Here is a 15,706-nt window from a genome sequence, read left to right on the forward strand (position 1 = left end):
TAGCATTGTTTTTTGCACTCTTATCCCATGCCCATGTATTGCCCTCACAACAACTGACGGCAATACAGACGAAAACATTGATCAACAAAGGTAGAATATTGTTATGTATAAAAATCTATTCACCATCGCCGCACTATCGGCTTCAAGCAGCTTATTCGCAGCAACAAACCCATTGAGTGTGCATGTTCTCAACCAGCAAAATGGTCTACCTGCTGCTGATGTCACCGTTGTTCTCGAAGCACAACAAAAAAATCAGTGGATAGAGATCAATCAGGCCAAAACTGATCAAAATGGCCGAATTACTGCCCTTTATCCGACGCAACAACAATTAAAGTCGGGTATTTATAAAGTGACTTTTAAAACAGGTGACTGGTATAAAGCGCAAAAGCAAAGTAGTTTTTTTCCTGAAGTTCCAGTTATTTTTGAAGTTGATGGAACCTTACCGCACTATCACATTCCATTACTGCTCAGCCCCTACGGATATTCGACTTATCGTGGGAGCTAATAAAAAGGACGCTTATCGCGTCCTTTTTACTAAGTCTTAGCTCTTCAACCAACGATCAACTTTTTGCTGATCTTCAACGTTTAATTCAACCGTGGTCAATTCATTTTCACCCGCTTGAAGTTCAAATTGCAAAAGCTCATCACGACGGAATGCATAGACCGTAAATGTGCCGTGTTGTTTTGCGTACTTGGCTAAAAGCTTCTCCGAAGCCTTGATACCATCAATCGCAACAATCACATCATTGGCAGATAAACCCGCTTGTGCTGCTGCACTATCACGACGAAGCTGTTGCACTACAACCCCTTCAGCTTTATCTACAACTTTTAAGCCAAACGGTAAAGCCTTGTCACTTTTAACGGTGTAGCTCAAACCAAACTCTGGGAACAGTTGATCAAGTGGTAATTCATCAGTCGTGTTAATTAGATGATTGATCTGCTCAATCCAGTTATCGCCTGTCAGTTCACTACACAATTCAAAAATGGTGCGATCATTGACTTGAATTCCATTCTGGGTGTTTTCATATAAACGACGCATTAAAGCATCAAGGTTTGAACCACGTAAACGTAGTCCTAAATCTAAACAAAGTGCCACTAAACTGCCTTTGTTATAATAGCTGGTTCCAGCATTATTCGAATTTTCATCTTGACGATAGAATTTGATCCACGCATCAAAGCTCGACTCTGAAACCGATTGAATCATACGCCCAGGATTTTGCAGATAACGATCAATTTGTGCTTTTAATAAATCTAAATATGATTGTTGTGAAATCACTCCACTACGCAACAAAACCAGATCATCATAATAAGAAGTAAAACCTTCAAAAATCCATAATAAGCTGGTATAGGCTTCTTTATGTAAATCGTAATGGCTAAAGTTTCCAGGACGAATAAACTTCACCAACCATGAATGAAAATACTCATGACTACATAACCCTAAGAAACGTTGGTAATCTTTTGATGGTTCTACTGCTTCATCTGCCTTCGGGAGATCATCACGTGGCGTAATTAAACTGGTGCTATTGCAATGTTCCAGACCACCATAGCTACTTCCTGTCGCCATGGTCATAAAGGTATAGTTCTGGAAGGGTGCTGAACCAAACATCTGAATTTCAGTTTGACAGATCTTTTCAATATCCGTTTGTAAACGGGTCAAATTGGTGCTGTGTTTTCCTGAAATCACAAACTCATGCGGAATGCCATGGGCTTGAAAACTAAAGCGAGTCTGATCAGCCAATTCAAATGGGCTATCAATCAACTGGTCGTAATTGTCTGATTTTAAAGTAAAGCGTCCTTTGACCAAGCTTTTGTTTGGCAAACCAGTCGCAATTTGAAAATGCTTTAACTCATCTGGTAGAAAAATTTCCAGCTCACATGGCGATTGCTCTTGATCTTTTAATCCTAAACAGACACAAGCAGGGTTCACGTACAAACGAGTTTGATCGACATAGGCACCGCGTACTGACAGATCATACGCATAGACATCATACTCAACCGTAATCAGTTCATGATCGGTATTGAATAAGCGCCAACGGTTTTTCTCGGTTTTTTTAATACTCAGTAATCGTCCTGCTTCATCAGAGGCCTTCACTGATTCAATGTGCTTGGAAAACTCCCGAATCAAATAACTGCCAGGAATCCAAGTTGGCAACCACAATTCTTGGTTTGGATTGGCAAGAAAGCGTAAGGTGACATGAATCAGGTGTTGGCGATAATCGTCGAACTCAATTTGATAGTGCAACATAATTTCTAATCATGAAAATGGGAACAATTTCGCACAGCTTAGCATTTTTTTACAAAGTCATGCGTAGATGTCGTAATTGTCAGCAAAAGTTTAGGGGCTATTGTCACTTTATCTATGGTTGCGACAGTGGAGATTTTTTAGGCGATACAAGGCATGTCTTGTGAAATTTAGTCATTCTAAATGAACAAGGTATAACGTAGTAGCGACAAAAAATGCCCCTGTCCCAAAGGGTTGGGGCTAAAATACCCTCATACTTCGTTATGAAACTTGGCAAGGGAATAGCCATTCCCTGCGTTTCATGTCTCGTCTGATGAATTTTTAGCCTACAACGCAATTCATATATAAAATGTCAATAGCCCCTAGATTCTTCAACAAAAAAGTCATAGCATTCTCCTCTCACATTTAAGGCCACTGGATCGGCTATACAAGGTATTCACGTGAAATTTCTTCTCCCCCTCTTTACATTGTTGAGTCTCATCTGTGCAAATCTGGCACATGCAAATTTACTGAGCATTGCTCCTGAAACAGTTGAAGCTCAAGCTTGGTCGGTGATTGATGCCCAGTCAGGGCAAATCATTGCAGAACATAATAGCCATGTTCAGCGAGCCCCTGCATCTCTTACTAAAATGATGGTGGCCTATATTGCCTTAAAAGAGATTGAAGCCGGTAAATTACGTAAAGAAGAAGTTCTAACCGCAACACCAGTTGTGAGTACTGTGATGTGGGATGAATCACAAATGTATCTGAAAGCTGGTGAACAAATTTCGGTTGATCAACTTTTGGCAGGGCTGATCGTGATGTCTGCGAATGATGCAGCTGTGACTTTAGCTGAAAAAATCTCGGGCAGCGTGCCACAATTTGTTGCGCGAATGAATCAGGAAGCACAAGCCTTAGGTATGAAAGATACCCATTTCAGCAACCCTGCTGGGATTACCATGACCGATCATTATTCAACTGCGGCAGATCTCAGCTTGTTGGCAAAAGCGATTGTGAAGCAAACTCCTGAATACTTATATTATTCAAAAATGCCAAGCTTTAGCTATAACCAGCATTTTCACCATGCTACCAACCTTGCCTTGAAAATGGATCCAACTGCAGATGGTTTAAAGACCGGCTTCACCAAGGCAGCCGGTTATAACCTAGCCTTAACCGCTGAACGCCCGACCTTGAATTCACCAATTGAAAAGCGTCGCCTTATCGTTGTTGTTTTAGGTACACCAAGCGCAGTGAAACGTGCTGAGGTTGCACACAAGTTAATGAACCTGGCTTATACCTATACCCGTGATGAAGAAGTTATTCCTAAGCAAAGATTGATTGCAGAACTGCCCGTGATTAAATCAACCTTGAAAATATTTAAGGTCGAAACACAGCAGCCGACCATTGTGACAACCTCTTTATATGGTCAAACAACACCAATTGACTTAAATACCTTTGATTTATTGACTCAACGCATTCATTTGAGTGATGCCAATCAACAAGTCACCACGGTTGAACCTCTTGAAACTACCAATACACGCATTAATATTGAATTGAATGAACAACGCTTAACTGCACCTTTAAAACAAGCTATGAACTTGGCTACCGTATCAATTTATCAAAACAACCAGTTGATCCGCAGCTTACAAATCGAGAATGATGTACAGATTGAGGAAGCCAATATTTTCCAGAAAATCATGATCTGGTTTTCTAATCTGTTCAGTTTTTTTTCAACAAATGACACTAAAAACCCAAAAGTTTACCCTTTAAATCAAGGTTAAAAAAAACCTACTTTTTCTATCAAGATTACCAATACAATCTTGAAAAAAGGATGGCATAATCCAGCCATCCTTTCACAAAAAAATTAGGTTAATCATGAGTAAAACCTTACATCATATCGTGATTGTAGGCGGTGGCGCAGGTGGTTTAGAACTTGCGACACAACTAGGTGAACGTTTTGGGAGACGTAAGAAAGCCCGAATTACCCTAGTCGACCAAAACCTCACGCATATATGGAAACCTCTCCTTCACGAAATCGCAGCTGGCTCGCTCAATCCCCACGAAGAACAAACCAATTATTTTGCCCATGCCGAAAAACATCATTTTGAGTTTGTCCTTGGTACTCTCGTTGATGTTAATAAAGATAAAAAACAAATTACACTTTCTCCTCCACAGCTTTCCAAAGAACATACCCCTCTTATCCAGACGCTAAACTACGACACACTTGTGCTTGCTGTCGGTTCCGTATCCAATGACTTCGGCACAGAAGGTGTACGTGAACATTGCCATTTTCTCGATAGTCGTCAACAGGCCGATATCTTCCAACAAGATTTGTTCCATCTCTATATCGAAGCACAAAGTCAGCCAAATGAACGTGCCTTAAATATTGGAATCGTAGGTGCAGGTGCAACGGGGGTTGAACTGGCAGCAGAACTGATTGAAACCACCAAAAACTTCTATCGGTATGGTCTAAAGAAAATTGACCCTAAACAAGTCAAAATTACCCTGATTGAAGCTTCTGATCGTATTTTGCCTGCCCTCACAGAGAAAACCGCTGCACATAGTGCCAAACAACTGAAGAAAATGGGGATTGAAATTCTGACCCAACATAAAGTACAAAAGGTTGATGAATCAAATGTCTATTTTAGTAATGGCAGTGTCTTACACTCAGATATTACAGTATGGGCAGCCGGTGTAAAAGCACCCAAAGTCCTAGAATCCTTCCATGATTTTAAACGTGACAAAATCAATCGCTTAATGGTCTATGCAACCTTACAAACCTACTCTGATCCCAATGTGTTTGCTTTCGGTGACTGTGCCAACTGTCAACTTGATGCACGTCAGCCACCATTAGGACCACGTGCCCAAGTAGCAAGTCAGCAGGCCACTTTTTTGGTCGATGCAATGGCTGCACGTTTATCTGGCTCGCCTCAACCAATGTTCACATTTAACGAGAAAGGATCTCTAGTGTCACTTAGCCACAATCAAGCTGTAGGAGAGTTGCTGGGTGATGTAAGCGTACAAGGTTTTATTGCCAAAACCATGTACGTCTCGTTATATCGACTGCATCAGGCCAATATTCATGGCTATACTCAAGCAGGCATGCTCACCATGAAAGATTTTTTAACGCGTCGTGTCCGTCCAAAAATTAAACTGTATTGAGTTGAAATTTGATATTTCGTCTCAATATTTGACTAAATCGTTTCAAAAAGTGGAAAATGGTCAACAAAATCTGTTTTTCACTTTATGATATTACAGTTTAAAACTATTGATGACATGGATTCAAAACATGACTGCTATTGCAAATAACCACGTGGTTTCATTCCACTACACTTTAACAAACGCTGAGGGTGAAACACTTGACCAATCTCAAGGTGAACCACTTGCATATTTGCACGGCGCGGGCAACATCATTCCTGGTTTAGAAAATGCACTTACAGGTAAAACTGTTGGTGAAAAATTCACTGTAAACGTTCCAGCTGCTGAAGGTTATGGCGAATATAACCCAGACTTAGTTCAAGAAGTTCCAGCTCAAATGTTCCAAGGCGTGGACAACATCCAACCAGGTATGCAGTTCCAAGCTCAAACTGATGACGGTGTTCAAATCGTAACCGTTAAAGCAATTGAAGGCGACAACATCATCGTTGATGCGAACTTCCCACTTGCTGGTCAAGATCTTACTTTCGAAGTTGAAATCGTTGAAATCCGTGATGCTTCTCAAGAAGAATTAGATCACGGCCATGTTCATGGTGCAGGTGGTCACCACCACTAATTCTTTTTGAATTAGATGGAAAAGCAAAGCTTCGGCTTTGCTTTTTTATTGCCAATACTTTTACAAAATTAAAAAATCGCTTAAGGTCTAGATATTCTCTTCTTAAAATAGCTTAATGATGTCTACTGCTTATCAATTGATTTGGTTCCGTCAGGACCTAAGAATTCATGACCATGCTGCACTTTGGCATGCGACTCAAGCTGGCCCCTGTATTGCAATGGTGATCCTCTCACCGGAACAATGGCAGTTACATCACGATGCACCCATTAAAATTGAGTTCTATCTACGCCAACTCCAAGCCTTAAAACAGCAACTTGAACATTTGCATATTCCCTTATTAGTGCAAATCATCCCACTCTGGAAGGACATCCCTGATTTTCTCAAGCAACTTGCCCAACGCATTCCTATCCATAATATTTATGCCAACATCGAGCTAGCAGTTAATGAATTAAAACGGGACCAGTCTGTACAAAAATTTTTGAATCAGCAACAAAAAGAATTGATACTTTTCCATGACCGAACCCTATTTCCTGTCGCTTCGATTCGCAACCAATCTAATCAACCCTATCAAGTTTTTGGTGCATTTAAGAAAACCTGCTATCAACGTTTACAGCATGGTTTGCCACAATGCTACCCAGCACCTCAGACTCAACACCCTATAGCACTGGACGATTCGCTTTTTCAACAGAGTGATCTTCAGCAACTGCATAGCAATTATATTCAACAGATATCAACCACTCGCTATACTGAATGGCAAGTGGGCGAGCAACACGCACTCATGTTACTCGATCAATTTATTGATAAACAATTGGCTGGCTATAAAACGGCACGAGATTTTCCTGCTGTAGCGGGAACTAGTCAGCTTTCAGCCTATTTAAATATCGGAATTATTTCCATTCGCCAATGTCTACAAGCGCTATTTCGGCAACAGCATGGCCATTTTGAAATTCAGTCTGAAGGCCAACAAACATGGTTAGATGAATTACTTTGGCGCGAGTTTTATCAACATGTCCTGTTTGACTTCCCTCAGGTTTCAAAACATCTGCCCTTTCAAGCTGCCACTAAAAAAATCCGCTGGCGGGATGATCCTATTGCTTTAAAAAAATGGCAACAAGGCCAAACTGGAATTCCAATTATTGATGCAGGCATGCGGCAAATGCTCGCAACAGGTTGGATGCATAATCGTGTTCGTATGATCTGTGCCATGTTCTTAAGCAAAAACTTGCTGATTGACTGGCGTAAAGGCGAACAGTGGTTTATGCAGCATTTGATTGATGGGGATTTGGCTGCCAATAATGGTGGATGGCAGTGGTGTGCCTCCACAGGAACCGATGCTGTACCCTATTTCAGAGTATTTAATCCTATCACTCAATCACAGAAATTTGATCCAGAAGGTGAATATATTCGTCAATGGGTTCCAGAACTGGCCCAGCTTGATCACAAAACAATCCATGAACCTTATGCAAAGCATCAGGGCTTATCGATAAACTATCCTCAGCCAATCGTTGATTTAAAAATGAGCCGTCTTCGTGCAATTGAAGCATTTAAGCTTCCTTCCTGAAGATTACATAAAATAAAAAAAACTGTTATCTTGGATGTTTTTTGTTCTAAAGAAATACATACTATACTGTATGTAACTGTTTATAAAATTATTTTACAAAGCCAACAACAGAAAAACTGTCGTAAAAACCGTAAAATAATGCTAACTTGGTTATAAAAGACATTTATTAAAATAAAATTATTATGCAAAAAAATCCAGCTCCTGCACTCGTCTTATGGATTATTTCAGCTCAAATCTTTATGGGTATAGTGGCGTATGAGTGGTTACCCGCAAGTTATCGTGGAAGTTGGGTTTTTCTACTTTTACTCTTAATCGCTGGCGCATTCCTCAACGTTGGCATGGCATTACTGCTAGGGCTCATTACCTTTATTGGCGTTGCAGTATATTTCTTTCTTGATTTGGCCAATCAAACCTATATTGAACGCCAACTTTTGTTATTGTTTGTTCTGCCAATTACTCCAATTTTTCTCAGCGCAATCCGTCATAATATTCAAAATGCCCTTAAAAGTTTCCGTGCAATCCAAAGCTATGACCGTAATTATCAACATGATATTTTGCCATTAACAGCGCTAACGCATTTTCAGGTTGAACTCAGAAAGCTTTTAAAATTAACGCAGAAAGATCATTATAAAATTATTAGTACCCATATCAACAATACTGTACTTATTCGTGAAATGCTGGGTGAGGATATCTGGAAAGAAACGCAAAATAAAATTATGGCAATCCTGTCTAATGAACGAGATAGTGTAATTTACCATTTTATTAATGAAGAACTCAGTGAAATTAAAAGTATTGTCATACACGATTCAACACTTGATGAACATCAAAGCTACCCCTTATTTATTCAAGATCTTCAGGCACTCACTGTACTTAAACTCAACATTGAACAACATATAGAATACCTGGCTCCTGCAAGCAGTGAGGTGCGCTAATGTCTTTACTGCTCAACATTTGCGGTATCTTGGTCGCCACCAGCCAGTTTCCTGATACGACCCTACAGCAATTTTATCAACAGTACTATCATTGTAATATTCAGCTTGCCAAAACGGACTCGAGTACTCAGCTTGAAACCCCACAAACCGTTGCGGAACTTTTCCCCCAACCCGCTACATGGTGGCCAATATTTACATCTGACCAATTAAACTCAGAAAGTTTTAAGCAATTGATTGCCAAAGGGATTAGGCCTGGTGTGATTTTACCAAATGAATATTTTAGTGCGATTAAATATTATGAAATCAAAAAAGCGGTCAATCAAGGCGCCATTCCCATAGCTTTCTATCAAATGACCCATTCAAAATATTTTGCTGCCAAAGCCACTTTTTCAACGGCAATTGGATTACGTCCTCTCGCTGCACTAATTGAAACAGGTTGGGATGAAAACATCATTGCTCAACCTGCTGGCAGCTATATCATTCAATCGAATAGCCCTGATGAATTGCCGATTCCTGCACGAAAAATTCAACATCATCAACACTATTTTTATCAGGCTATTACCGATCCCTCACAAAGTACGGGGTACCAAGTCGTGATTAATCCACCGCTCGGTATGCCGCTCAATAACATCGAATACCCTCAGCTTGGGATTTCTTGGGATTTGAATCGTACCCAGTTTACCAGTACCCAAGAGGGTATAGAAACGAGCCTATGGGGCTATATCCTGATTACTCTGAGTACTGTCGTTATCCCGCTCGACTATATTTATTCAGCGCATTATCCAAGCCTGCTGAGTACTTTTGGAAGTTCAATTTCTTGGATTTCATTATTACTTGGTGGTGGACTATTGCTGATCCTGATTATTTCAATTATCCGCAGGAGAAGAATAAATGCCCGCAATTGATATTCTTTTCTTATTTGGCTTTCTTGGGATCTGGATTCCACAAGCATTCTGGGCTTGGCTAAGTTTTCAGGCATGGAAATACTCTAAAAATGCGGCGAAAGAACTCGAAAATTTGCCTGTGCCTGAACATTGGCCCGTTTTAAGTGTCTTGATTCCCGCTTATAACGAAGGAGTCGTCATTGAAGATACCTTACATGCCATTGCACAGCAGGATTATCCAGCACATGCCTATGAAGTACTACTGATTAATGATGGTTCTAAAGACAATACTTTGGAAATTGCCGAACGTATGGCTGCCATTTACCCCTGCATTAAAATTGTCAATGTGCCCAAAGGAATGGGAGGTAAAGGAAAATCCCGTACCCTGAATAATGGTTTACCCCATGCCAAGGGGGAGCTGATTGTGGTCTACGATGCTGACAGTACTCCAGAACCTGACTGTGTCCGTCTCTTAGCTCAAACCTTAATGGCAGATAAAAAATTAGTTGCAGTAAATGGTAAAGTTCGTACCCGTAACTGGCGAGACAGTATTTTGACCCGTTTTATTGCGATTGAATTCATTTTCTTTCAGTGGATTTTTCAAGGCGGCCGTTGGCAGCGTTTCGAACTTTCCACCCTCATGGGGACAAACTATGTCATTTGGCGAGATGCTTTGGAAACGCTGGGAGGATTTGATGAAAAATCCTTGGTAGATGATACAGAGATGAGCTTTCGTATCTTCCTTGGACAAAGACGCATTAAGTGGGTTCCTTATGCCGTGGGTTGGCAGCAAGACCCTCCATCATTAAGTGTCTTTATCAAACAGCGCTCACGCTGGACTCAAGGTAACTTCTACGTCACCAGTAAGTATCTTCCAATTGCGCTCAGAAAACCTTTTCCAATTGGTATCGAAATCTTCAATAACATCATGTGCTATGTGTTGTTTGTTCCAGCGCTGATCTGGAGTCATATCACCTTAGCTTTAGGTCTACTTGGTATCGCAGGGATTACTGTTCCAGGGCCATTTACCCTGCTCTGGGGCTTATCCTTCTGCTTATATGTGGCGCAAATGTGGTTCACTCTATCTTTAGAAAAAGCCAAACCTCAACTCTATTTCTTCTCAGTCTTATCTTACGTTACGTATTCACAAGTGTTCTTATTTATCGTGTTTAAAGCTGCTTATGACATGCTCAAAAATAAGATCCAAGGCAATTCATTACAATGGTATAAAACTGAGCGTAGCAAGGAGAAAAAATAAATGAAAAATAAAACTTTACATCATCCGCTCTTCAAAGTCTTCGTTGCAAGTGTTGCTCTCTCCTTGCCCATCTTTGCATCGGCAGATACCTTGAATACATGGAAGTTTGATAATATCAATACCTCCAATAAATACACCATCGAGCCACACTTCTTTTATGTGGGGAAAGGTTCTGAATGGCAAAATATCCGCTTCATCAGTGATTATTCTACTGAGCATTTCACCACCCTTTTGGTCAAACTGGATGATAAACTGATCTACAACACCACCTTAAATGGTGACGGTACTCTAAGTTTCAATATTCCAGTTACTCAAAGTGGTTTTCATCGTTTAGATTTTATTTTACAGCAATACTCCCCCACAACCTCTCCAGCTGCTGATAAAACCACGTTCTGTAGTGAAGATGTGGATCAAGTGACTTATTTAAGTAATTCCAAAATTGAGTATATTCGTCACCGACCGATTTATCGCCTCAAAGATTTACCTGACGCTTTGTTTAACCCTCAAGTCGTTCGTCCTGCACCTTTTGTCGGGGTACTGAAATACAACCTAGCAAATGTCAATGAAGCTTCGATGTTAGGACGTTTAATGAGTGCTTGGGGTTCTGTCACTCCGATTCAGTGGTATGAACAGAATGCGCCCGCAGAACAAAACCCAAACTTTTATATTGAAATTATCAAATCAGCAACTGCCTTACCAAAAGGAACACTGGTTCAAATCAGTAGCACAAATGATATTCCTACATTACAAATTCAATATGATCAGCCAGAAAAACTGGTCTCGGCAATCAATGGCTTACTCAATCCAGATTATTTACAACAACTGGATACCTCTGCAACGTTCCTGCCAAATAAACTTGCCGCACCAGAGTGGGCTAAAATAAGACAAATCCATACCTTGGCAGACTTAGGTATCAGTGATTTCCGTTTAAATCAGGCTGAAAAAAACCTGTTCCTGAATTTCCCTGCCGTCTGGCAACCCACAGATATTTTACAAGGGCAAATTGCGCTACGAGTCCAAAGTGGATTACTGGAAGGTTCCAACATTACCACATGGATTGATGGTGGACTGGCAGGCAGTTTAAAAACAGCCAACTTAGATTCAGATCCAGTGAATCGCCAATTTAACTATTTTGCGAAAACCATTTCAAATAACACAACCTTTAATCTAAAACTTGAAAATTCTGTGATTGTAAACTCACAATGTTTACCAACAGCCAAAGGTTCTCTGTGGATTGATACACAAAAATCGACGGTAAAATTACCCCATAAGCTTAAAAATGGGGTTGCTTCACTGTCAATGAGCTTTGCAACACATCCAACCATCGCCATTGATGGCAATGCTGGAAGTCTGGAAATTGCGATGACCACCAGTCAAGTGGCAAAGAAAATGCTCATGACCAATGATCCAATTCCCTTAAATCTGGTGAAATTGGATCCGAATAAACCAGAGCTTCTCAATGTTCAGGTGAATGCCAATATTTATCGTCAACAAGTTTTAATGCATCAAAATACACTTTACCCACCTGCAACAGCGAATGGTTTTTTAGTCAGTTTCCATGACCAACGGTTTGATATTATTACCGACTCCATTCAAGGTGCGCAAAACTTCAGCAAATTATGGGAGAAAATTCAACAGAATATTCCCAACAATGCCAGTAAAATACTGGTCACCGAAAGTGGGCAAGTCTTTATTTTACAAAAGATTCTTGTCGGAAATCAAAAAGCGCCTCTTATTAAACAATCATCATTCTTTATCTTGGTTGTTATAATCTCTGCTATCATGGTTTTGGCAATCTTGCTCTGGTACTGGCGAAAAAGACCAAATGCTAAAAATAAAGCTGAATAAATCAACAGTTTTAACTACACTCGCTTTATCAACCCTCTTGTTTTTAGGAGGTTGTGCTCATATTGAAACAGATGTGCAGCCTCCACACATTGAAGGTATATTTTGGCAGCCAGACTTAGACACAACCCCACCAAATGGTAACTGGGATCTGCTCGGTGTCTCTACGTTTGTTCCCCAATGGTCTGTGGTGCAATCCAGATCATGGCTAGACCATGATCTTGGTCTGGAAAAATGGGATAAAAATATTAATCTAAAAAAGCTCCAGCAAAAAACATGGGCACAAAATATTCTGCTCGGCTTAGCTGGAGAGTATGATGAAAAACAAGCACGTTCCAATGTATTACAACTTGCCGAACAATCCAAAAAAATTATTCAGAATACAAATAATATCGCACTTAAGGGATATTATTTTCCAGTCGAGGCCGATCCCACCTGGATCTGTGTGGATGACCTTGCCAAAGCAATTCGAACTTTACCAAAACCACTCTGGATTAGTATTTACAGCGCTGAACAAATGCCAGAGCACTTGGATTCTTGGTTAAAAAGCTGGTTACCCAATCACACTGGTGTATTCTTTCAAGATGGTGTTGGTGTCGGCACCCGTACCCCTCAGCAAGCACGGGCAGTTTTAGATGACTTACAAAAAGAGTTTGGGAAAGATAAAATCGTGATTGTCCTAGAAGCCTTCCGTCCTGTAAAGGAAGGACAATTCCGTTCAGCTTATCCATGGGAAATCATTCAACAGCTCAAGGCCTATGAAGGACAAACCGTATATATTTTTGATGGTCCACATTATATGAACCGTTTCAGCGTCTATAGTGTTGCCTTATGGTATAAGCTTAAATATGGCTTTAGCACAAAGACAACATCATAAATTAACCTAAAGCGATCTGGTCCAGAATTCGCTGTGATGCTTTGCCATCACCAAATGGATTTGGCACATTTGCCATTTTGGCATAATGAGCTTGATCCGATAATAATTTTTCTGCTTCCTGAACAATCTTGTCTTGATAAGTTCCAACCAAAATCCCCGCTCCCACCTGCACAACTTCTGGGCGCTCAGTTGTTTCCCTTAAAATAAGTACGGGCTTATGGAATGAAGGACTTTCCTCTTGTAAGCCACCCGAATCTGTCAAAATAAAGCTCGCCCGATCAATAACGGCAAGTAGACTTGGATAATCCAGTGGTTTAACTAAGTGTATTTGAGCATGTCCATCAAATCTTGCATGAACAACATCATGCACAGCAGGATTTAAATGCACAGGCCAAACGAAATGGACATCCGGATATGTTTCTGCCAAATACGTTACAGCATTACAAATATTTTGAATCCCTGTCCCAAAGTTTTCACGACGATGTGCAGTAATCAGCACAACGCGTGCCTGTGCTGGAAAGCTGAGTCCATGTTGCTGTAATTGATTCAGTTGCGTACCCTGCTGCTGGATGAGTTCACGACCTAAATAAACAGCATCAATCACAGTGTTACCGGTTACTGTAATTCCTTCCGCAGCAATATGCTCTTGTCGTAAATTTTGTTTCGATTGCTCCGTTGGTGCAAAATGCCACTTGGTAATTCTGGATACCAGTTGGCGATTTCCCTCTTCTGGAAATGGATGCTCTAAATCATATGAACGTAAACCTGCCTCTACATGTGCCACAGGAATTTTCATAGAAAAAGCAACTAAGCCTGCGGCTAGAACTGTAGTGGTATCACCTTGAATGACAATTGCACTACGCTGTTGACCATCATTAAAAATATCTTCTAACTGGCTTAAACCCTGTATCAGTAACTGATTTAAACTTTGCCCAGCATTCATCATTTTCAAACGATGATCAATTTTTATTTGAAAAAATTCAATGGCATCTCGGACCAATTCGTCATGCTGCCCCGTAAAAATAACCTCAACCTGAAAACGAGCATCCTGTTGAGCCAGTAGAATAACTGGTGCTAATTTAATCAGTTCAGGTCGTGTTCCAAAGACAATTGAAATGAGTTTTTTCATTGTTAGAAATCCTTATAAAATACAAGTTCAGTACGTGTGTTGTTATAATTTTCTGTTCCATCGGCTAGAGCATCTTTTAAATAACGGCCGTATAAACGCTCAACCCGCAATTTTACAGGAACATAGTTAAAAGGCTGCCAGGCAAGCCCTGCCCCATATTCAAATAAATTATTATAATTTTCGCCCTTAGAGTCCGCGAGGGTATGCAGTTTGCCATAGGCCTGTACCGTACCCGCCTCACCGCGATAAAGATTAAAACCAGAACGTAATCTCAGGTCAGCAATGATGTTATAATTTTCTCGTGAATAACTGGCGACATTGCCATATAAATCAGTAAAGTAATCATTCCAGATTGTGCGTTGTTCTAAGGCTGGATTGGCGTACCATTCCTGATAACCGGTAACACCGCCGACTACACTTTCACGAAATTTATCCCGATTACGGTCAATCAAATCATAGCTACCACCCACTTCCAGATAAGCACGGACTGGAATAGATTGCCAAGGCTGATAATTTGCCCCGACACCGAGTGTTACAGCATTTTCATCAATAATTTCTGGGCGTACCCCACCTTTGGATTTGGTGTCACGATTCAAATTCACAAAGCCATACACTTGGGCTCGACCACCCTCCAAGTTTTTCCCGTAACGCATTTTTAATGGGAAAATGAAATCGTCATAGCGTGACTCATAGGAAGGAGCAAAATAAATATCTTTAAAAGTCGATTGCACGGCTGGACCACTTAAGTTCTGTACGGCTTGTTGTGATTTTGCGGCGATCTCTGCATCTGATGAGGTCGATAAATGTTTAAAAATGACCAAAGCCTCTTGATTTCTTTTCTGCTGATTCAATAAATAGGCTTCTTGCAGTTTGAGTTGCTCATCTTGCGGCGCTAACTGTTCAGCTTTACGTACGCTTTGAATTGCGTCCTTTTGCTTATTGAGACGAATCTGCAAATAAGTCAAGCTCTTCCATACCTTAATATCTTGCGGTGTCAATCGCCCTAATTCGATCAGAATTTTTTCAGCTTCTTCTGGCTGGCTTTGCTCAATTTTATAAAATTTATCCCAACGGTCATAAATTGGATTGCCTGGTTTATATGCTGCATCCCCTTCTTTAACGAAATCAGGCTCGGCACTCATGACCTGTATCGGTAAAGTGAGACCTAAAAGTAATAGCGTATGGCTCAGCAGCGTATTTTTGGAATTTTTCATCGCAGATCTCAAC

13 protein-coding genes are annotated in these 15,706 nt (G+C 40.5%); 10 read left to right on the forward strand and 3 right to left on the reverse strand.

Annotated features, from left to right (window positions below; all coding sequences use genetic code 11):
• Nucleotides 1–103: 103 nt before the first annotated feature.
• Nucleotides 104–505 carry a hydroxyisourate hydrolase gene (uraH, locus tag Aba26S_RS11365; RefSeq protein ID WP_005243427.1) on the forward strand — a complete coding sequence of 134 codons (402 nt, stop codon included), beginning with the start codon at nt 104–106 and terminating at the stop codon, nt 503–505.
• Nucleotides 506–541: 36 nt separating this feature from the next.
• Here uraH and Aba26S_RS11370 read toward each other — a convergent pair whose 3' ends face one another.
• A complete protein-coding gene (locus tag Aba26S_RS11370) occupies nt 542–2,245 on the reverse strand; it encodes a M61 family metallopeptidase (RefSeq protein WP_043972020.1) in 1,704 nt (567 codons plus the stop codon).
• A 437-nt stretch (nt 2,246–2,682) separates the two neighbouring features.
• On the opposite strand from Aba26S_RS11370, the gene Aba26S_RS11375 reads away from it, so the two are divergent.
• From Aba26S_RS11375 to Aba26S_RS11415, 9 genes are all read left to right on the forward strand, one after another.
• A complete protein-coding gene (locus tag Aba26S_RS11375) occupies nt 2,683–4,002 on the forward strand; it encodes a D-alanyl-D-alanine carboxypeptidase PBP6B (RefSeq protein WP_005243433.1) in 1,320 nt (439 codons plus the stop codon).
• Between the two features lie 94 nt (nt 4,003–4,096).
• On the forward strand, nt 4,097–5,383 hold the full coding sequence (locus tag Aba26S_RS11380; protein ID WP_043972023.1) for an NAD(P)/FAD-dependent oxidoreductase: 1,287 nt from the start codon (nt 4,097–4,099) through the stop codon (nt 5,381–5,383).
• A gap of 127 nt (nt 5,384–5,510) precedes the next feature.
• Nucleotides 5,511–5,993 (forward strand): peptidylprolyl isomerase, encoded by a 483-nt coding sequence (locus Aba26S_RS11385; RefSeq protein ID WP_004652066.1) that lies wholly within the window; start codon nt 5,511–5,513, stop codon nt 5,991–5,993.
• A 118-nt stretch (nt 5,994–6,111) separates the two neighbouring features.
• The gene (gene phrB, locus Aba26S_RS11390) at nt 6,112–7,554 is read left to right on the forward strand and encodes a deoxyribodipyrimidine photo-lyase (protein WP_026040237.1); all 1,443 of its coding nucleotides are present in this window, start codon (nt 6,112–6,114) and stop codon (nt 7,552–7,554) included.
• Nucleotides 7,555–7,736: 182 nt separating this feature from the next.
• The gene (locus Aba26S_RS11395) at nt 7,737–8,486 is read left to right on the forward strand and encodes a hypothetical protein (protein WP_005243436.1); all 750 of its coding nucleotides are present in this window, start codon (nt 7,737–7,739) and stop codon (nt 8,484–8,486) included.
• The gene (locus Aba26S_RS11400) at nt 8,486–9,391 is read left to right on the forward strand and encodes a hypothetical protein (RefSeq protein WP_043972026.1); all 906 of its coding nucleotides are present in this window, start codon (nt 8,486–8,488) and stop codon (nt 9,389–9,391) included. The genes Aba26S_RS11395 and Aba26S_RS11400 overlap by 1 nt, the downstream gene beginning before the upstream one ends.
• Nucleotides 9,378–10,628 carry a glycosyltransferase family 2 protein gene (locus Aba26S_RS11405; RefSeq protein ID WP_005243439.1) on the forward strand — a complete coding sequence of 417 codons (1,251 nt, stop codon included), beginning with the start codon at nt 9,378–9,380 and terminating at the stop codon, nt 10,626–10,628. The genes Aba26S_RS11400 and Aba26S_RS11405 overlap by 14 nt, the downstream gene beginning before the upstream one ends.
• Entirely contained in the window at nt 10,629–12,476 is a 1,848-nt protein-coding gene (locus Aba26S_RS11410; RefSeq protein WP_043972028.1) for a hypothetical protein, read from the forward strand.
• On the forward strand, nt 12,454–13,350 hold the full coding sequence (locus Aba26S_RS11415; RefSeq protein WP_005243444.1) for a hypothetical protein: 897 nt from the start codon (nt 12,454–12,456) through the stop codon (nt 13,348–13,350). The genes Aba26S_RS11410 and Aba26S_RS11415 overlap by 23 nt, the downstream gene beginning before the upstream one ends.
• Before the next feature lies 1 nt (nt 13,351).
• Here the strand turns inward: Aba26S_RS11415 and wecB are convergent, their stop codons facing one another.
• Nucleotides 13,352–14,479, reverse strand: a complete 1,128-nt coding sequence (gene wecB, locus Aba26S_RS11420) for a non-hydrolyzing UDP-N-acetylglucosamine 2-epimerase (protein ID WP_043972031.1) — start codon at nt 14,477–14,479, stop codon at nt 13,352–13,354.
• 2 nt (nt 14,480–14,481) lie between these two features.
• Nucleotides 14,482–15,693 (reverse strand): M48 family metallopeptidase, encoded by a 1,212-nt coding sequence (locus Aba26S_RS11425; RefSeq protein ID WP_005243449.1) that lies wholly within the window; start codon nt 15,691–15,693, stop codon nt 14,482–14,484.
• Nucleotides 15,694–15,706: the final 13 nt, after the last annotated feature.

The organism is Acinetobacter sp. NBRC 110496 (assembly GCF_000876115.1).
Taxonomy (GTDB): domain Bacteria; phylum Pseudomonadota; class Gammaproteobacteria; order Pseudomonadales; family Moraxellaceae; genus Acinetobacter.